Genomic DNA, 19339 nt, shown 5'->3' on the forward strand with positions numbered 1-19339 from the left:
GCATGGCCCGCTCCTACAAGTGGGCGCTCGGAGTCTCTTATTCGCTCCGGGGAATGTTTAGGAACGCAAGGCAAGAGGCGGGCACAAGGCCCGCCGAGGGAGGTCTTTTTCAGCCGCCGCTGAGGTTCATGAAGCGCAGCACCTGAACATCGCCAACGCTGAACTCGTGGCGCGCCGGCTTGCGCTGAAGGGCGCCGCGCAGGGCTTCGAGGATGGGTTCGTCGTGCAGCGGATGGCGGCGCAGCAGGCCGCGCAGGTCCAGGGAGTTTTCGTGGCCCAGGCACAGCAGCAGGCGGCCTTCGGCGGTCAGGCGCAGGCGATTGCAGGTGGAGCAGAAGTTATGCGAGTGCGGCGAGATGAAGCCGATGTGCGTCCCCGGATGCTGCGCCAGGCGCACATAGCGCGCCGGGCCGCCACTGTGTTCGGCACTGTCCAGCAGCTCGTGACGCTCGGCGATCAGCGCGCGGACCTCGTCGCTGGAGCAGAAGCTCTCCTCGCGCTCACGGCCGACCTGGCCGAGCGGCATTTCCTCGATGAAGCTGATGTCCAGCCCGTGGGCGATGGCGTAATCCACCAGCGCCGGCACTTCGTCGGCATTGCGGCCCTTCATCACCACGCAATTGAGCTTGATGTGCTCGAACCCGGCTCGCTGGGCGGCGTCGATGCCACGCAGCACCTGGTCCAGGCGCCCGGTGCGGGTAATCGCGGCGAAGCGCTGGGCATCGAGGGTGTCGAGGCTGATGTTGAGGCGGGTCAGGCCGGCCGCGTGCAGGTCACCGGCCAGTTTGGTGAGCTGCGAGCCGTTGCTGGTCATGCACAGTTCGCGCAGGCCGGGCAGCGCCGCGAGGCGTTCGCAGAGGTGGACAATGCCGGGACGCACCAGCGGTTCGCCGCCGGTGAGGCGCAGCTTCTTCACACCGCGCTCGACGAAGAGCCGCGCTACCCGTTCGATCTCTTCCAGGGTCAGCACCTGCTGGCGTGGCAGGAAGCGCATGTTCTCCGCCATGCAGTAGACGCAGCGGAAGTCGCAGCGGTCGGTTACGGACAGGCGCAGGTAGTCGATCTTGCGGCCCTGGCCGTCGATCCATTCGGACATCGTGTTTCACTCCGGCCAGCCTCGTCCGCGTTCGCGGGGAAGCCGATATTCATGGCCGTTTCCGAAGCCCCCCTCCCCTCCGGGGGAGGAATTGGGGGAGAGGGGTCCGGAACCGGTTCACTGCACCAGCGGGCTCTCGGCACCGTCGAAGACGAAGCCGTCGATCTGCGCCTCGCCGGCCAGCACACTGATGTACTGGCTGACCGCACGCTGCAGCACCTGGGCGCGCAGGTAGGCGGCGATGCGCGGACGCGCTTGCTCGAAGTCCAGCGGCTCGCCGCCGTCACGCTCGATCAGCTCGACCACGTGCAGGCCGTAGCGGCTTTCCAGCGGATGCCCAAGCAGGCCGGGTTGCTGTTGCAGCAGGCGTTTCTCGAACTCGGGGACGGTCTGTCCCGGTTCGATCCAGCCCAGGTCACCGCCGTCGTCTTTCGACGGGCAGTCGGAGAAGCGCATGGCTTTTTCAGCGAAGCGCTCGGGATGCTTGCGCAGTTCGGCGAGCAGTTCCTCGGCCAGTTCGCGGGCCTTGGCGCGGCCTTCCAGGTCGTCCGGCGCGCTGCCGAGCAGCACGTGGCGCAAACGCATGCGCCAGGGAGCGGTCAGGCGGGTGGGGTTGGCTTCGTACCATTGCCGGCAGCTGGCTTCGTCGGCTTCGGGCACGCCGACCTCACGGTCGATCAGGGCGCGGATGTTCGCCTCCTCGGCGGCCTCGCCCTCCTCGGCCAGGCCCGTCACGCCCAGCTCTGCGGCGCGTTGCACCAGCAGCTGGCGCACGACCAGCGCGCGGCAGGCGGAGTACAGCGCCTCGGCGTGGCTGGAAGCGGGATGGTATTGCAGCTCGCGGGCCAGTTCGTCCTCGGTGATGGCGACGCCGTTGACGGAGATGGCAGGCAGGTCGACGTGCTCGACCTTGGCTTCGTAGTGGGAGCAACTCATTTCGATTACCTCCAGTAACCCTCTCCCCGACCCTCTCCCTGAAGGGAGAGGGGGAAGAGCATCAGGTAGGGCGAATGACGCGCCGGCGTCATCCGCCGCTTCATCACGCTGCGCGACGCTTGGTGCGGACCACCTGGTAGCGGCGGCCGAAGTACCACACCGGGGCGCTGACGATGTGTACCAGACGGGTGAAGGGGAACAGCACGAACAAGGTCAGGCCGAGGGTCACGTGCAGCTTGTAGACCAGCGATACCGGCGCGATGGCTTCGGCGGCGGCCAGCGGCTGGAAGGTGACGATGGACTGCGCCCAGTTGGCGAGCATGACCATCACCGAACCATCCAGGTGATGGGTGGAGGCGACGATGGTGGACAGGCCGAGGATCAGCTGGACGTAGAGCACCAGCAGGATCATCAGGTCCGAGGCGTTGCCGGTGGCGCGTACCCGCTCATTGGTCAGGCGGCGCAGGATCAGGCCGGTCAGGCCGATGAAGCAGAGGATGCCGAAGAAGCCGCCGGAAACCATCGCCAGCAGTTGCTTCTGCTCGGTGCTGATCAGGTGCTCGTAGACCGCGTGCGGGGTCAGCAGGCCGACGAAGTGGCCGGCGAGAATGAACAGCACACCGACGTGGAACAGGTTGCTGTAGACCCGCATGCCCTTCTTGCTCAGCATCTGGCTGGAGCCGGCTTTCCAGGTGTATTGCGAGAGGTCGAAGCGCGCCCAGCTGCCGATCAGACAGATGGCGAGCGCAACGTAGGGGTAGATCCCGAACGCTAGAAGATCGAGGGACATGTTCAGACTCCTTCTCTGGCCGCCCGGTACTGCATCTGCGGCACCGGCTGGGCGACCCACTGCATGGGTTGTTCGGCGGCGGAGGAAATCCGCCGGGCGCTGGTGGACGGGCAACCGGCGGCGGGCTCGGTAAAGCTCACCGGGGTTTCCTCCCAGGCCTTGTCGATGGCTTCCAGGCTGTCGTCGCGCACTTCCTGCTCGCGGTCGCGCTTGAGCGCGCCGAGGTCGGGTTGCTCGCCGGACAGCTCCAGCAGGCTGTTGAAGATTGCTGCGTAGCTGCTGCCGCGCTCTTCCAGGCGCAGGGCGATCAGCGCGAGGATGTGGGCGACTTCGGCCAGGCCCGCGCGGGCCGACTCGGCGTCCTGCAGGGCGAGGAACTCCAGGTACAGCGGCAGGTAGTCCGGCAGCTCGTTGACGTCGATGACCAGGCCCGCCTGGGTGTAGCGGTCCATCAGGTCGACCATCGCCTGGCCACGGTCACGGCTTTCGCCGTGCACGTGTTCGAACAGCAGCAGCGAGACCGAGCGACCGCGCTCGAACAGCCCGTCGTAACGGGCCTGCACGTCGAGGATGTCGCCCTTGCAGAGCTCGTTGAGCAGCGCGGCAAGACCGTCGCGCTGTTTTTCCGTGAGGTCGCAGGTGCGGATCAGGGCATGCAGCGCCAGGCTTTCCTCGCGCAGTTCGACGCGCGGGTAATCCAGCATCAGCGCGCTGAGCTTGAGCAGTTGGCTATGAGTGTCCATATCGATCACTCCTGTATCTGCACGGTCTGGATGACGTTGCGCTTGTCCACGGCCTTGCCGCCGAACAGGTTCACGCCGGAGTTGCCCGAGCAACCGTTGCCGAAGCTGAAGCCGCAACCCGAACGCTCGGCGAAGGCATCCGACAGCGCTTCTTCGCGGTGCGCGGTGGGGATGACGAAGCGGTCTTCGTAGTTGGCGATGGCCAGGTAGCGGTACATCTCTTCCACCTGGTTCACGCTCAGGCCGACCTTCTTCAGCACTTCCAGGTCCTGCTTGCCTTCCACGTGCTCGGAGCGCTTGTAGGCGCGCATGGCCAGCAGGCGCTTGAGGGCCAGCAGCACCGGCGCGGTGTCGCCGGCGGTCAGCAGGTTGGCCAGGTACTGCACGGGAATGCGCAGGGACTCGACGTCCGGGATCACCCCGTCGCTGCCGATGTGGCCTTCGGAAGCGGCGTTCTGGATCGGCGACAGCGGCGGCACGTACCACACCATCGGCAGCGTGCGGTATTCCGGGTGCAGCGGCAGGGCCAGCTTCCAGTCCATGGCCAGCTTGTACACCGGCGACTTCTGCGCGGACTCGATGACGCTGTCCGGCACGCCGTCCTTGCGGGCCTGCTCGATCACTTTCGGGTCGAACGGGTCGAGGAAGATTTCCAGCTGCTTCTGGTACAGCTCGCGCTCGTTCTCGCAGGTGGCCACTTCGTGGATGCGGTCGGCGTCATACAGCAGCACGCCGAGGTAGCGGATGCGGCCCACGCAGGTTTCCGAGCAGACGGTCGGCTGGCCGGCCTCGATGCGCGGGTAGCAGAAGATGCACTTCTCGGATTTGCCGCTCTTCCAGTTGAAGTAGATCTTCTTGTACGGGCAGCCGCTGATGCACATGCGCCAGCCGCGGCACTTGTCCTGGTCGATCAGGACGATGCCGTCTTCCTCGCGCTTGTAGATCGCGCCGCTCGGGCACGAGGCCACGCACGCCGGGTTCAGGCAGTGCTCGCACAGGCGCGGCAGGTACATCATGAAGGTGTTTTCGTACTCGCCGTAGATGTCCGCCTGGACCTGGTCGAAGTTCTTGTCCTTGCGGCGCTTGGCGAACTCGGTGCCGAGGATTTCCTCCCAGTTCGGGCCCCACTCGATCTTCTGCATGCGCTGGCCGGAGACCAGCGAGCGCGGGCGGGCGACCGGCTGGTGCTGGGCCTTGGGCGCGGTGTGCAGGTGCTGGTAGTCGAAGTCGAAGGGCTCGTAGTAGTCATCGATTTCCGGCAGGTCCGGGTTGGCGAAGATGTTCGCCAGCACGCGGAACTTGCCGCCGATGCGCGGGACGATGGAGCCGTCGGCGTTACGCTTCCAGCCGCCCTTCCACTTCTCCTGGTTCTCCCACTCTTTCGGGTAACCGATGCCAGGCTTGGTTTCGACGTTGTTGAACCAGGCGTACTCGACGCCTTCGCGGCTGGTCCAGACGTTCTTGCAGGTGATGGAGCAGGTGTGGCAACCGATGCATTTGTCGAGGTTCAGCACCATGCCGACTTGCGAACGAATTTTCATGGCAGTAATCCTCAAATGTCCTGGGGCAGCGGTTGCGGCAGGGCGTCACCGCCCAGTCCGCCCTGCTCCGGCTCGTCGAGCCAGTCGACCTTGTTCATCTTGCGCACCACGACGAACTCGTCGCGGTTGCAGCCGACGGTGCCGTAGTAGTTGAAGCCCCACGCCTGCTGGGCGTAGCCGCCGATCATGTGGGTGGGCTTGAGGACCACGCGGGTCACCGAGTTGTGGTGGCCGCCGCGGGTTCCGGTGGTCTCGCTGCCCGGCAGGTTCACGATGCGTTCCTGGGCGTGGTACATCATCACCATGCCGTCCTTCACGCGCTGGCTGACCACCGCGCGGCAGGTCGCGGCGCCGTTGGCGTTGAAGACCTCGACCCAGTCGTTGTCCTCGATGCCGACGCGCTTCGCATCGTTCTCGCTCATCCAGATGATCGGGCCACCGCGCGACAGGGTGAGCATCAGCAGGTTGTCGCTGTAGGTGGAGTGGATGCCCCACTTCTGGTGCGGGGTGATCCAGTTCAGGGTGATCTCGGCGTGGCCGTTGGGCTTCTTGTTGAACAGCTTGTCGGTGCTGCGGGTGTTGACCGGCGGCCGGTAGCTGACGAAGCCTTCGCCGAAGGCCTGCATCCAGGGGTGATCCTGGTAGAACTGCTGGCGGCCGGTGAGGGTGCGCCACGGGATCATCTCGTGGACGTTGGTGTAGCCGGCGTTGTAGCTCACATGTTCGTCTTCCAGGCCCGACCAGGTCGGGCTGGAGATGATCTTGCGCGGCTGCGCCTGGACGTCGCGGAAGCGGATCTTCTCTTCTTCCTTGGGCAGCGCCAGGTGGGTGTGGTCGCGGCCGGTGAACTTCGACAGCGCTTCCCAGGCCTTCACGGCGACCTGGCCATTGGTTTCCGGCGCCAGGGCGAGGATGACCTCGGCGGCGTCGATGGCGCTCTCGATGCGCGGACGGCCTTCGCTGATGCCGGTCTCGGTGACCTTGTGGTTCAGCTCGCCGAGCAGCTTGATTTCCTTGTCGGTATTCCAGCCGATGCCCTTGCCGCCGTTGCCCAGCTTGTCCAGCAGCGGGCCGAGGGAGGTGAACTTCTTGTAGGTGTTCGGGTAATCACGCTCGACCACGTGCAGGGTCGGCATGGTGCGGCCAGGGACGGGTTCGCACTCGCCCTTCTTCCAGTCGCTGCCGCCGAACGGCTGCGCAAGTTCGTTGGCGGTGTCGTGCAGCAGCGGCACGGTGACCAGGTCCTTCTCCACGCCCAGGTGGCCGACGGAAACCTCGGAGAACTTCTTGGCGATGGCCTTGTAGATTTCCCAGTCGCTCTTGGCTTCCCAGGCCGGGTCGGTAGCGGCCGACAGCGGGTGGATGAAGGGGTGCATGTCGGAGGTGTTGAGGTCGTCCTTCTCGTACCAGGTGGCGGTCGGCAGGACGATGTCCGAGTACATGCAGGTGGAGGACATGCGGAAGTCGAGGGTGGTGACCAGGTCCAGCTTGCCTTCGGCGCCCTCGTCGACCCAGTCGACTTCGCCCGGGCAGGGGCCGCCGGCCTTGCCGAGGTCGTCGTTCATCACGCCGTTCTTCGCGCCCAGCAGGTACTTGAGCATGTACTCGTGGCCCTTGCCCGAGGAACCGAGCAGGTTGGAGCGCCAGATGAACATGTTGCGCGGGAAGTTCTGCGGATCATCCGGTTGCTCGCTGGCCACGCGCAGGTTGCCGGCCTTGAGTTCACGCACCACGTAGTCCTGCACCGGGATGCCGGCGCGCTCGGCGTCGGCGGCGATGTGCAGCGGGTTGCGGTTTAGCTGCGGGGCGGACGGCAGCCAGCCCATGCGTTCGGCGCGGATGTTGTAGTCCAGCGCGTGCTCGGGGAACTGCCTGGTGTCGGCCAGCGGCGAGAGGACTTCGTGCATCGAGATCTTCTCGTGGCGCCACTGCGAGCTGTGCAGGTAGAAGAAGCTGGTGCCGTTCATCTGCCGCGGCGGACGGCTCCAGTCGGTGCCGAACGCCAGCGGGACCCAGCCGGTCTGCGGGCGGAGTTTTTCCTGGCCGACGTAGTGCGCCCAGCCGCCACCGCTCTGGCCGATGCAGCCGCACATCATCAGCATGTTGATGACCGCGCGGTAGTTCATGTCCATGTGGTACCAGTGGTTCATCGCCGCGCCGATGATGACCATGGCCTTGCCGTGGGTCTTGTCGGCGCTGTCGGCGAACTCGCGGGCCACCTGGATGGCGCGGGCAGCCGGGACGCCGGTGATGCGGGCCTGCCAGGCCGGGGTGTAGGGCACGTCGGCGTCGGTGTAGGAGGCGGCGACGTTGCGGCCACCCAGGCCACGGTCGACGCTGTAGTTGGCCATCTGCAGGTCATACACGGTGGCGACGCGCAGGGTCTGGCCGTCGGCGCCGGTCACTTCGCGGAAGGGTACGCGGCGCACCAGCACTTCGTCGTTTTCCACGCCCTTGAAGTGCGGGTGTTCCTGGCCGGCGAAGTACGGGAAGCCGACATCACAGGCCTTTTCCGGGCCATCGATCAGGGTCAGCGCCAGGCGGGTCTCACGCTTCTCGCCGCCTTCGGTTTCCTCGATGTTCCACTTGCCCGACTCGCCCCAGCGGTAGCCGATGGCGCCGGTGGGCGAAACCAGCTGGCCGCTGATTTCGTCCAGGCCGATGGTCTTCCACTCGGGGTTGTTGTCCTGGCCGAGGTTGTTCGCCAGGTCCGCCGCGCGCAGGTAGCGGGTCGGCTTGAGCACGCCTTCGGTGTGCGGCTCGAGCAGCACCAGCATCGGCATGTCGGTGTACTGGCGGCAGTAGTCGACGAAGTAGGCGCTGGGTTTCTCGAGGTGGAATTCCTTGAGGATGACGTGACCAAAAGCCATGCCCAGTGCGGCGTCGGTGCCCTGCTTGGGGTTGAGCCAGAGGTCGGTGAGCTTGGCCACTTCGGAGTAGTCCGGGGTGACGGCCACGGTCTTGGTGCCCTTGTAGCGGACTTCGGTGAAGAAGTGCGCGTCGGGGGTACGGGTCTGCGGGACGTTGGAACCCCAGGCGATGATGTAGCTGGAGTTGTACCAGTCGGCCGATTCCGGCACGTCGGTCTGCTCGCCCCAGATCTGCGGCGAGGCGGGAGGAAGGTCGCAGTACCAGTCGTAGAAGGAGAGGCACACGCCGCCGATCAGCGACAGGTAACGGGCACCGGCGGCGTAGCTGACCATGGACATGGCCGGGATCGGCGAGAAGCCGATGACGCGGTCCGGGCCGTAGGTCTTGGCGGTGTAGACGTTGGCCGCAGCGATGATCTCGGTGACTTCGCTCCAGCTGGAACGGATGAAACCGCCCAGGCCGCGCTCGCTCTTGTAGCTTTTCGCCTTGGCGGAGTCCTCGACGATGCTGGCCCAGGCATCCACCGGGTCGTTGTGGGTGGCACGGGCTTCACGCCAGAGTTTGAGCAGCGGTTTGCGCACCTTGGGGTACTTCAGGCGGTTGGCGCTGTACATGTACCAGGAGTAGCTGGCGCCACGGGGGCAGCCGCGCGGCTCGTGGTTGGGCAGGTCCGGGCGGGTACGCGGGTAGTCGGTCTGCTGGGTTTCCCAGGTGATCAGGCCGTTCTTCACATAGATCTTCCAGGAGCACGAACCGGTGCAGTTCACCCCGTGGGTAGAGCGAACGATCTTGTCGTGCTGCCAGCGCTGCCGGTAGCTGTTTTCCCAGGCACGGCTTTCGTTGGTGACCTCGCCATGGCCATCGGCGAATTCACCCTGCTTCTTCTTGAAGAATTGCAGGCGGTCGAGTAGGTAACTCATCTGTATCTCCTCACCCGGTCTGCGCCGGGCGTTCAAACGCTAATCAAGCTCGCGGAACGGTTTGGCGGCGGGCGCGCGACGCGCCCGCCACGGCAATCAGCAGGGGCTCTCGGCCCCCTTGCGCGCGTACCACCACCAGGTGGCGACGATGCAGCTCACGTAGTACGCGACGAAGACATAGAGGGCGCCCTCGGCGCTGCCGGTCATGGCCAGCGAAGTGCCGAAGGCCTTGGGAATGAAGAAGCCGCCGAAGGCGCCGATGGCAGCGGAGAAGCCGATCACCGCGGCTGATTCCATGCTGGCGCTCTTGGCCGCCTGGGCCTCGGTGCAGCGGCCCTGTTTCAGGCGCGCGGCCCACTCGTTGCGGAAGATCACCGGGATCATGCGGAAGGTGCTGCCATTGCCGATGCCGGCGAAGAAGAACAGGCCGATGAAGGAACCGAGGAAGCCGAAGAAGCTGCCCGCACCGTTGGCGCCTGGCAGGAAGCTGATCACCGCGAACACGCCGGCGACCATCGCCACGTAGTTCCACAGGGTGATGCGCGCGCCGCCGAACTTGTCCGCCAGCCAGCCGCCCAGCGGCCGGCTCAGGGCACCGACCAGCGGGCCGAGGAAGGCGTACTGCAGCGGGTTGATGTCCGGGAACTGGGTCTTGCTGAGCATGGCGAAGCCGGCGGAGAAGCCGATGAACGAGCCGAAGGTGGCCACGTACAGCCAGCACATCAGCCAGTTGTGCTTGCGCTTGAAAATCACCGCCTGGTCGCGGACGGATGCCTTGGCGTCCGCGATATCGTTCATGCCGAACCAGGCAGCCACGGCCACCACGGCGATGAAGGGCACCCAGATCCAGCCAGCGTTCTGCAGGAACAGGCGTCCACCATCGGACAGCTGCTGCGGTTCACCGCCGAAGGCACCGAACAGGCCACCGGCCACCGCCAGCGGAACGGCGAACTGCATCACCGAGACGCCCAGGTTGCCCAGCCCCGCGTTCAGGCCGAGGGCGGTGCCCTGGGAGTTCTTCGGGTAGAAGAAGCTGATGTTGGACATGCTCGAGGCGAAGTTGCCGCCACCGAAGCCGCACAGCAGGGCGATGGTCGCGAACACCCAGTACGGGGTGGTCGGGTCCTGCACGGCGAAGCCCAGCCACAGGCAGGGGATCAACAGGGAGGCGGTGGACAGCGCGGTCCAGCGGCGGCCGCCGAACACCGGAACCATGAAGGAGTAGAACACCCGCAAGGTGGCGCCGGAGATCGACGGCAACGCGGCGAGCATGAACAGCTGTTCGTTGCTGAAGCTGAAACCGGCGGCGTTCAGGCGCACGGTGACGGTGCTCCAGATCATCCAGACGGCGAAGGCGAGCAGCAGCGCGGGGATCGAGATCCACAGGTTGCGCGCGGCGATGCGCTTGCCGCTGCGCGCCCAGAACTCGGAGTCCTCGGGGCGCCAGTCGATCAGCAGCGGACCGCTGGCGGCTTTGAGTTGGGAATTGATCATGCCCATGACGGCACTACCTCAGGATTGACGAGAAGGAATGGGAGTAGCGTCGACGTCGGCCGTGTGAGCCTGGCCATCGAGGCGTTGCTGCTGCTTGATCGCGTAATGCATCCAGACCATGCAGATCACGGTCAGGCCGAACAGCAACATGAAGCAGGAGGAGCGCACGCCGATGTGGTCGGCGGCGTAGCCGAACAGGATGGGCAGGCAGAAGCCGCCGAGGCCGCCGATGACCCCGACCATGCCGCCGACGGTGCCCATGTTCTGCGGGTAGTAGTCGTGGATGATCCGGTACACGCTGGCCTTGCCGAAGCCCTGGGCGATGCCCACGACGAACACCAGGAAGGTGAACAGCCAGACGTTCAGGCCGATGCCGAGGCTGACGTCACCCTTGATGCCATGGATGGTCATGGTCGTCGGCGGGTACGAGAGGAAGAACAGGCAGACCAGGCAGATCCAGAACACCCCCCAGTTCACCGCGCGGGCGCCGTAGTTGTCGCTGAACCAGCCGCCCAGGGCGCGGATCAGGCCCGACGGCAGGGTGAACAGCATGGTGATGAAGGACGCGGTGCGCAGGTCCAGGCCGTATTCGGCGATGTAGTACTTGGGCAGCCACAGGGCCAGGGCGACGAAGCCGCCGAAGACGAAGAAGTAGTAAAGGCCGAAGCGCCACACGCGCAGCTCGCCCAGCGGCGCCAGCTGCTTGGCCAGGGTCGGGCGCGGGCGGCTCGGGTCGGCGTCGCCGCCCTTGGTGTGTGCAGGGTCCGTCCAGGTGCAGAACCAGAACAGCAGCGCGGTGACCAGCATGGCCACCGAGTAGATCTGCGGAACCATGCGCCAGCCGAAGGCAACGACGATCATCGGCGCCACCAGGTTGGTGATCGCCGCACCGGCGTTGCCGGCACCGAAGATGCCCATGGCAGTGCCCTGGCGTTCCTTCTCGAACCACGAGGAGGTGTAGGCGATGCCCACGGCGAAGGAGCCGCCGGCCAGGCCGACGAACAGGCCCAGCACCAGGTAGTGCCAGTAGAGCGTGGCGAAGGCCAGCCCGTAGATCGGGATGGCCACCAGCAGCATGTGGATGAAGAACACGATGCGCCCGCCGAAGCGGTCGGTGATCAGGCCCAGGGGCAAGCGCACCAGAGAACCGGTGAGGATCGGCAACGCGACCATCAGGCCGAACTGGGCTTCGGACAGCCCCAGCTCTTCCTTGATGCGGATACCGATGATCGAAAACATCGTCCAGACCGCGAAGTTCACGGCGAACGCCAGTGTGCTCATGCCGAGCACGGAGTACTGTTTCTGACGGTGGGACAACATGGCTAAGCTCACTTCCTGACGGCCTTTGCCCGCACGTTAGGTAAGGACTAGCCGCCTTCTCTTGATCGCCATCAATGAGCCAAACGGCGATTCATGAGCAGATGCGCGCCGCTACCTCCTTCTGGGTATCACCGAAACGAGTGCTTAACTTATTGTTTTAAAAGGCATTTTTTATGAATACGGCACGCACTGCCGACCCCGCCGGCAACGACCGACTCTTTGTGGGTAGTCCCCCTGCCGGACGCCCTTCCCTGCGCAAATCCATCGTCGTGCGCTTTGGCTGCTACCTCACGCTGCTGGTGTCGCTGGCCCTGGCCGGGATGTTCAGCGCCCTGCTGTTCGCCGACTATTCACACCAGGATGCGGCGGTGATCAACCAGGCCGGCTCACTGCGGATGCTCACCTACCGCCTGGCTCTGGACCCCTCGCCGATCAACCGCCAGGCCCTGCAATCGACCCTCGCTGCGCGCCTGGACAACGAGGAGATCACCCGCCTGCTGCGCCGTGCGGACGCCGACGCGCCGATCCGCCAGCAGCACGACCAGTTGCGCAAGGAACTGCAGAACCTCGACCTTTCCGCAGCGCCAGCCCTGAGCACCCTGGACACTTTCGTCGGGCACATCGACGACTTCGTCGGCACCCTGCAGCGCAACGCCGAATACCGTTCGCAGTTGCTCAGCACAGTGCAGGGCCTGTGCCTGTTCCTCAGCCTGCTGGTGGTGTTCATCAGCCTCTACGACCTGAGCTACCACGTGGTCGGCCCGCTGCGCGAACTCACCACCACCGCCCGCCGCCTGGGCGAAGGCGACCTCGACGCCAGGGTCAGCAGCAGCGGCGAGGACGAGCTGAGCCAGCTCGGCGAGCGCTTCAACCAGATGGCCGAGGAACTGCAGGCCAGCTACCGCGAACTGGAAGCACGGGTCGAGGACAAGACCCGTGCGCTGTCCAACAGCCACCAGCGCCTGGAGCTGCTCTACGACAGTGCCCGCCGCCTTGGCCAGGACCCGTACGACGAGCGCTCCCTGCAGCCGCTGCTGAACCAGCTGGAGCGCGTGCTGCAGGCCGGCAAGGTAACGCTGTGCCTGAACAAGGACGGCGTCGAGCGCGCCTATTCCTCGCTGACCACCGACGGCATCACCGGCAGCTTCTGCCTGCAGGGCAACTGCGGCGATTGCCGTGCCCAGGCCGACCACTGCAACAACCCGATCCGCGGCATCAACCCCCTGCTGATGCAGCCGCTGTCCATCGGCGAACACCGCTTCGGCGAACTGTTCATCGAGACACCCGACGGCCACCTGGAAGACTGGCAGCAGCAGTTCGTCGAGGGCTTCTGCGACAACATCGCGCGCACCTTCGCCCTGTCGCTGCAGCAGGAGCAGGAGAACCGCCTGGCGCTGTTCGCCGAGCGCAGCACCATCGCCCGCGAACTGCATGATTCGCTGGCGCAGTCGCTGTCCTACCTGAAGATCCAGGTCAGCCGCCTGGCCACCCTGCTCAAGCGCGACGTGCCGGCAGAGAAGATCGACGAGACCCTCGACGAGCTGCGCGAGGGTCTCAACAGCGCCTACCGCCAGCTGCGCGAACTGCTCACCACCTTCCGCCTGAGCCTGGAGCAATCCAGCCTGGAGGCGGCGCTGGTGAAGACCGTGGAAGAGTTCGGCGAGCGCGGCGGCCTGACCATCGAACTGGACAACCGCCTGGCGCACATCCCGCTCAACCCCAACGAGGAAATCCACATCCTGCAGATCGTCCGCGAGGCGCTGTCCAATGTGGTGCGCCACGCCCAGGCGCGTCAGGCCAAGGTCACCCTGTTCGAGGACGCCGAGGACCAGGTCTGCATCACCGTGGACGATGATGGAGTCGGCTTTGACCCAGCGCAGAGCCGCAATGGGCACTATGGGCTTAGCATCATGCGGGAGCGCAGCCAGACCCTGGAAGCCACCTTCACCATCGCCCCGCGCGAGCCGCAGGGCACCCGCGTCAGCGTGCGCTTCGCCCACAAACCCCTGTCGCAGTACCCGGAGACCCACCCATGACGGCCACCCCCACCGATGACCGCGCACGCATCCTGCTCGTCGACGACCACCCGATGATGCGCAAGGGCGTCGTCCAGCTACTGGAGTTCGAGGACGACCTGGAAGTGGTGGGCGAAGCCGGCAGCGGTGAAGAAGCGCTGCGCATGGCCGCCGAGCTGGAACCGGACATGATCCTGCTCGACCTCAACATGAAGGGCATGACCGGCCTCGACACCCTGCGCGCCATGCGCGAGAACGGCGAGGACGCACGGATCGTGGTGTTCACCGTCTCCGACGACCGCAACGACGTGATCAACGTGCTGCGCGCCGGCGCGGACGGCTACCTGCTCAAGGACATGGAGCCCGAGCGCCTGCTGGAGCACATCCGCCAGGCCGCCACCGGCCAGCTCACCATCAGCCCGCAGCTGACCCAGGTGCTGGCCCAGGCCCTGCGCGGCGACGACCGCCCCAAGGGCATCGAGGAACTGACCGACCGCGAGCGGCAGATCCTCCGCCAGCTCGCCCACGGCTACAGCAACAAGATGATCGCGCGCAAACTCGACATCACCGAAGGCACCGTGAAGGTCCATGTGAAGCGCGTGCTGCACAAGCTGGGCATGCGCTCGCGCGTGGAGGCGGCGGTGTGGGCGGTGGAGAACCACCTGGTCTGATCCCCCGCACTGGACGTGACCTTACCTGTAGGAGCGAGCTTGCTCGCGAACAGACTCCGCTGCGGGGCTGGTTCGCGAGCAAGCTCGCTCCTACAAGGAAGTCTCTACCTCGCTGGTAGTAGTCCGTTCGCCGACTTGATTCAGATCATGTCGCGCCAGCCCAAGGCGGCAGGACACTGCGGGACTCACCCAGGAGATCCCCATGCCGCCCTCGCCGCACCTGCCCCTCGTCTATTCCTGTTCCGGCTGCTCCAACCTCGCGCAACTGGCCAACGACCTCGCCCTGCGCCTGGACCGTGACGGCCTGGCGGAGATGTCCTGCATCGCGGGTGTCGGCGGCGACGTGCCGGCGCTGGTGAAGAAAGCCTGCTCCGGCCGGCCGATCATCGCCGTGGACGGCTGTCACCTGCACTGCGTGCAGAACTGCCTGGCGCGCCACGGGGTGAAGGCCGACCATGAGGTCACCCTGACCGAATACGGGCTGAAAAAACGCTACGGGCAGGACGCGCCGGTGCAGGACTTCGAGATGCTCTACGAGGAACTGCAGTTCCTCGTACGCACCCCGGCCTGAAACTCAGGCGCTTTCCTGTACTACCCGGCTGGCACGGCGCATGGCGCTCCACAGCCAGGCGGGCAGGCTGTCCGGGTCGAGGCTGTCGATCAGGTTCTTCACCGCCAGGCCCAGTTCGGTATCGCCCTCGATCACCAGACGACGCCGGAAGAACAGCGTGTCCGGGTCTTCCTGCCGCCCCGCCAGCAGCAGGAAGTCACGCCAGCTGCCACGGATAGTCACGCTGGGCGTACAGGCGTCGGCGAAGCGCAGGCCGTTGCGGTCATGGGTGAAACTCCAGGCCAGTCCCAGGTCACTCACCTCCAGCCGCAGCCAGTGGTTGTCGAGGATGTCGAAGGCACCATCGGCCAAGGCATCGGCGAACAGCCGGTTGGCGGCGCGCTGCAGCATCGCGCGCTGCAACCCCGCAGGGACGCGCGCGGCCAGCGGCAGCAGGCGGTCGGCGGCACGCAGGGCACCGGTTTCAAGAGTCAGCACAGGTTCACCTCATCGCTGCGCAGCATGCCCGGTCGGCCATGCCAGTATCCGTTGCACCCTTCCACCGCCAGCGGCGGCGTCGCGCCCCGGCGCACGCGGTCGAAGGCCTGCACGACGTCCACCATGCCTTCCGCGCGCGGGCTCAGGCGCAGCAGGTCGGCGCCGCAATCACGCAGGGAGGCGTAGTCCGCCAGCAGGTTGCTGGACTCGCCAGACATCGTCTGGATGCCGTTGAGGGTGAACAGAGGGAAGCCCTCCTGACTGAGCATGGACATGCCCTCCGGGTAGTTCAGGCAACAGAACTGGCAGTCGTCCTTGGGCCGGTTCTCCGCCCGCGCAGTGAAGCAGCGCGCCGAGTACGCCAGCGGCAGATAGCCGTAGGCGAACACTTCGGTCTCCACCTCGGTGATGCCCAGCTCGCGAGCCTGCTCGATCACGGCATGGATCTGCTCGCCGGAGCATTCCACCGGCGGCACCCAGCGGCGCAAACCGGCGGCGTGCAGCTCCGCCAGCGTGTGGCCGTTGTAGATATTGAGCGCAGGGCCGCCGACGAACTCGACACCCAGGCTGGAGAGAATCTGTACCGCGCCCATGTCGTTGGCCTCGACCTGCAGCTCGCCGTTGGCGCACAGCCGGCGCAACGACGACAGCTCGGAGGCCGCCTCGATCAGCGCCAGGCCCGAGAGGAGGATCTGCGCCCCACTCTGCTGCTGGAGTTCGCGCCCCAGGCCCAGCCAGTTGTCGAGCGACATGGCGCGGCGTTTGGAGCAGACCGTTTCACCGATGGTGATGGCGTCCAGCGGCTGCTCGGCCATCCGCGCATAAAAATCCAGGAGTGTCCGGCGGTCCCAGTAGAACAGCACGGGGCCCAGGCTGAGTTTCATCATGACATCCTCACTGCCAGGAGCGATGGTAGGCGCCCAGGGTCGTCTGGTGGCCTTCGGAAAGCTTGTCCAGGGCGTCCTGCCACTGCGTCAGCGCGCGGTAGTTCTCCGGTGCGCGCTGCCAGGCATCCAGCGCCTGGCGCCAGACGCGGGTGACCTGCTCGACATAGGCCGGGCTGCGTTGCCGGCCCTCGATCTTCACCGCCGCCACGCCGATCTCCGCCAGCTGCGGGATCAGGTCGATGGTATTCAGGCTGGTGGGTTCTTCCAGGGCATGGAAGCGCTCGCCGTTGACCACGAAGCGGCCCTTGCACAAGGTCGGGTAACCGGCCGGCTCGTCCGGCGCGTAGCGGTCGATCAGCACGTAGTTGAGGCGCGAGGTCAGGCCCTCGGGCTCCTCGCTCCAGCGCACCGCCTTGGCCGGCGAGCAGACGCCGCAGAGATTGGGCGACTCGCCGGTGACATAGGACGACAGGTGGCAACGCCCTTCGGCCATGATGCACAGGCTGCCGAAGGCGAAGACTTCGATGGGCACCGGGCTGTTCGCCGCCACCTGGCGCACCTGCGCCAGCGACAGCACGCGCGGCAGCACGGCGCGGCGGATGCCATAGCGCTCGTGGTAGAACGCCAGCGCCGCCACGTTGGTGGCCGAGCCCTGCACCGAGAGGTGCAGCGCGAGGTTCGGATGGCGCTTGGCGGCGTAGCCGAGTACCGCGCAGTCGGCGGCGATCAGCGCATCCACGCCCAGGTCGGCGGCGTGGTCCACGGCGCGTTGCCAGCGGGCCCAGCCCGCCGCGCCGGGATAGGTATTGACCGCCACGTACATCTGCTTGCCGGCGTCGTGGATCAGGTCCACGCCCTGGCGCAACTGGCGGTCATCGAGGTTGAGGCCGGCGAAGTGCCGGGCGTTGGTGTCGTCGCGAAAGCCGACGTAGATGGCGTCGGCGCCTTCGCGCAGGGCCGATTTCAAGGCAGGCAGACTTCCCGCCGGGCAGACCAGTTGCATGTTTCCCCCTGGCACTTCGGAGGCCGCCGGCCCCCCGCCGGCAGCCGGGATCGGCGTCAGGCGCCGAGTTCGCTGAACGACAGGAACGGCAGCGGCTCGCCGGGGTGCAGGGTGCGCCCGGCCTCCACCACGGCCAGGCCATCGGCCCAGCTCGCCGCGCGCAGCATGGCCGAGCCTTGCTGGGGATGCAGGCAAATGCGCGCCACGCCGGTGGCATCGAGTTCCAAGCGCGCGCGCAGGTACTGGCGGCGCGAGTTGGCGGTCGGCCAGTCGAAGCCTGCCGGCAGCGTCACCGGTAGCGTCTGCACGTCGCTGCGTCCCTGGGCGCGCCAGAGAAATGGGCGCGCAACGACCAGGGCGGTGACCAGCGCAGCGGCCGGGTTGCCGGGCAGACCGATCCACGGCTTGCCCGAAACACTGCCAAAAGCCAGTGGCTTGCCCGGCTGCATTTTCAACTTCCACAGGTGCAGCTCGCCCAGTTCGCGGATCGCCTGCTTGAGGTAGTCGCGGTCGCCCACGGAGACGCCGCCGCTGGTGATCAGCACATCCCATTCGGACGCAGCGAGGCTCAGCGCATCGCGGCTGGCCGCCAGGGTGTCGGCGAGCACGCCGTAGTCATGCACTTCGATGCCCCAGCCGCGCAGCAGTGCGCCGATGCTGAAGCGGTTGGCGTTGTAGATCTGCCCCGGCGCCAGCGGCTCGCCGGGTTCGCGCAGCTCGTCGCCGCTGCTCAGCAGGCAGACGCGCAGCGGGCGGTAGACGTTGACGCGATCCAGCCCGACGCTGGCCAGCAGGCCGAGGTCCTGGGCGCGCAGTTTCTTTCCGGCACTCAGCAATGCATCGCCTTCGCACAGCTCTTCACCGCGCCGACGCACATGGCTGCCATGGGCGACCACGGGCACCTGCAGCCAATCGCCGTCGACCTCGCAGTCCTCCTGGGCGATCACGCTGTCCGCACCCGGTGGTAGCGGCGCGCCGGTGAAGATGCGCATGGCCTGGCCGGGCTGCAGTTCAACCTGGGCGGCATCGCCGGCAGCGATGTAGCCGGCGATCTTCAAGCGCGCACCCGCCGGGCCCATGTCGGCGCTGCGCAGGGCATAGCCGTCCATCGCACTGTTGTCCCACAGGGGCAGGTCGATGGGGGAATGGATGTCCTCGGCGAGGATGCGACCCAGGGCGCACTCCAGGTCGACACGCACGGTCGGCGGTGCCGGCGGAACGAAATCCATCAGCGCGGCGATGGCCTCGTCCACCGGACGCAGGCCGGCGCCGGAACAGCCGCAGGCGCTCATGAGCGGGTACCGCAGGCCAGCACCGGGCGCTCGGGCAGGCGCTTGAGATGGGGGACGAAATTGCAGGGCTTGGTGCGGCTGTCCAACTGCTGGACGAGGATCTTTTCCCAGGCCGTCAGGCAGGCGCCGGTGGAACCGGGCAAGCAGCAGATCAGCGTGCCATTGGTGATGCCGGCGATGGCGCGGGACTGGATGGTGGAGGTGCCGATTTCCTCGCGGGAAATCTGCCGGAACAGCTCGCCGAAGCCATCCACGGTGCGCTCGAGCAGCGGTGCGACGGCTTGCGGGGTGTTGTCGCGGGCGGTGAAGCCGGTACCGCCGGTAATCAGGCCGACCTGGACCTTGGGGTCGGCGATCCAGGCGGAGACCACGGCGCGGATCTGGTAGATATCGTCGATCACCAGCTGGCGTTCGGCGAGGGCATGGCCGGCGCGTTGCAGCGAGGTCACCAGGGCCTGGCCGGAGGTGTCGTTGTGCAGGCTGCGGGTATCGCTGACGGTGAGGACAGCGATCTCCAGCGGCAGGAATTCCGGGGTGCTGAGATGGCTCATGAGGGGCTCTCCGATTCGGAGCAAAAAGGGCTGGCGCCAGCCTGCGCCCCATCTCCCCTGCCGCCCATTCCTCCTCGGAGGTACTGCCCCGGCGCGTGCGGGGCAGTCGTCGACATCCCGACCGGTAATGTCGGCGTCAATCTGTAGGAGCGCGCCATGCG

16 protein-coding genes are annotated in these 19339 nt (G+C 66.3%); 3 read left to right on the forward strand and 13 right to left on the reverse strand.

Annotated elements, in window-relative coordinates; all coding sequences use genetic code 11:
* Window positions 1-109 precede the first annotated feature (109 nt).
* The 8 genes from moaA to UB43_RS11390 form a co-directional block, all read right to left on the reverse strand.
* On the reverse strand, window positions 110-1096 hold the full coding sequence (moaA, locus tag UB43_RS11355) for a GTP 3',8-cyclase MoaA (RefSeq protein WP_045210679.1): 987 nt from the start codon (window positions 1094-1096) through the stop codon (window positions 110-112).
* Between the two features lie 117 nt (window positions 1097-1213).
* Window positions 1214-2032 carry a peptidylprolyl isomerase gene (locus UB43_RS11360; RefSeq protein WP_045210682.1) on the reverse strand — a complete coding sequence of 273 codons (819 nt, stop codon included), beginning with the start codon at window positions 2030-2032 and terminating at the stop codon, window positions 1214-1216.
* A gap of 103 nt (window positions 2033-2135) precedes the next feature.
* Window positions 2136-2822: a respiratory nitrate reductase subunit gamma gene (gene narI, locus UB43_RS11365; protein ID WP_045210685.1), complete on the reverse strand. Its 687-nt coding sequence runs from the start codon at window positions 2820-2822 to the stop codon at window positions 2136-2138.
* A 2-nt stretch (window positions 2823-2824) separates the two neighbouring features.
* On the reverse strand, window positions 2825-3565 hold the full coding sequence (gene narJ / locus UB43_RS11370; protein WP_045210687.1) for a nitrate reductase molybdenum cofactor assembly chaperone: 741 nt from the start codon (window positions 3563-3565) through the stop codon (window positions 2825-2827).
* 5 nt (window positions 3566-3570) lie between these two features.
* The gene (narH, locus tag UB43_RS11375) at window positions 3571-5106 is read right to left on the reverse strand and encodes a nitrate reductase subunit beta (RefSeq protein ID WP_045210689.1); all 1536 of its coding nucleotides are present in this window, start codon (window positions 5104-5106) and stop codon (window positions 3571-3573) included.
* A gap of 11 nt (window positions 5107-5117) precedes the next feature.
* Window positions 5118-8897, reverse strand: coding sequence for a nitrate reductase subunit alpha (locus UB43_RS11380; protein ID WP_045210691.1), 3780 nt, complete (start codon window positions 8895-8897; stop codon window positions 5118-5120).
* A gap of 96 nt (window positions 8898-8993) precedes the next feature.
* Window positions 8994-10397, reverse strand: a complete 1404-nt coding sequence (locus UB43_RS11385) for a NarK family nitrate/nitrite MFS transporter (RefSeq protein ID WP_045210693.1) — start codon at window positions 10395-10397, stop codon at window positions 8994-8996.
* Window positions 10398-10409: 12 nt separating this feature from the next.
* Window positions 10410-11711 carry a NarK/NasA family nitrate transporter gene (locus tag UB43_RS11390; protein WP_045210695.1) on the reverse strand — a complete coding sequence of 434 codons (1302 nt, stop codon included), beginning with the start codon at window positions 11709-11711 and terminating at the stop codon, window positions 10410-10412.
* 173 nt (window positions 11712-11884) lie between these two features.
* Between UB43_RS11390 and UB43_RS11395 the strand changes: the two genes are divergently transcribed.
* The 3 genes from UB43_RS11395 (at window position 11885) to UB43_RS11405 (ending at window position 14968) form a co-directional block, all read left to right on the forward strand.
* Window positions 11885-13747, forward strand: a complete 1863-nt coding sequence (locus tag UB43_RS11395) for a histidine kinase (RefSeq protein WP_045210697.1) — start codon at window positions 11885-11887, stop codon at window positions 13745-13747.
* Window positions 13744-14397: a two-component system response regulator NarL gene (narL, locus tag UB43_RS11400; protein WP_045210700.1), complete on the forward strand. Its 654-nt coding sequence runs from the start codon at window positions 13744-13746 to the stop codon at window positions 14395-14397. The genes UB43_RS11395 and narL overlap by 4 nt, the downstream gene beginning before the upstream one ends.
* 202 nt (window positions 14398-14599) lie before the next feature.
* Window positions 14600-14968: a putative zinc-binding protein gene (locus UB43_RS11405; protein ID WP_045210703.1), complete on the forward strand. Its 369-nt coding sequence runs from the start codon at window positions 14600-14602 to the stop codon at window positions 14966-14968.
* A 3-nt stretch (window positions 14969-14971) separates the two neighbouring features.
* On the opposite strand, the gene UB43_RS11410 is transcribed toward UB43_RS11405, so the two are convergent.
* The 5 genes from UB43_RS11410 to moaB are packed head-to-tail and all read right to left on the reverse strand — an operon-like array spanning window position 14972 to window position 19178.
* Window positions 14972-15445, reverse strand: a complete 474-nt coding sequence (locus tag UB43_RS11410) for an SCP2 domain-containing protein (RefSeq protein WP_045210705.1) — start codon at window positions 15443-15445, stop codon at window positions 14972-14974.
* Complete coding sequence (locus UB43_RS11415) at window positions 15439-16329, reverse strand: U32 family peptidase (protein WP_045210707.1); 891 nt, start codon at window positions 16327-16329, stop codon at window positions 15439-15441. The genes UB43_RS11410 and UB43_RS11415 overlap by 7 nt, the downstream gene beginning before the upstream one ends.
* 10 nt (window positions 16330-16339) lie before the next feature.
* A complete protein-coding gene (locus UB43_RS11420) occupies window positions 16340-17335 on the reverse strand; it encodes a peptidase U32 family protein (RefSeq protein WP_045210709.1) in 996 nt (331 codons plus the stop codon).
* 56 nt (window positions 17336-17391) lie between these two features.
* On the reverse strand, window positions 17392-18627 hold the full coding sequence (gene glp / locus UB43_RS11425) for a gephyrin-like molybdotransferase Glp (RefSeq protein ID WP_045210711.1): 1236 nt from the start codon (window positions 18625-18627) through the stop codon (window positions 17392-17394).
* Window positions 18624-19178, reverse strand: a complete 555-nt coding sequence (gene moaB / locus UB43_RS11430) for a molybdenum cofactor biosynthesis protein B (protein ID WP_045210714.1) — start codon at window positions 19176-19178, stop codon at window positions 18624-18626. Before moaB ends, glp begins: the two co-directional genes overlap by 4 nt.
* Window positions 19179-19339: the final 161 nt, after the last annotated feature.

The organism is Pseudomonas sp. 21, assembly GCF_000955805.1.
Lineage (GTDB): Bacteria > Pseudomonadota > Gammaproteobacteria > Pseudomonadales > Pseudomonadaceae > Pseudomonas.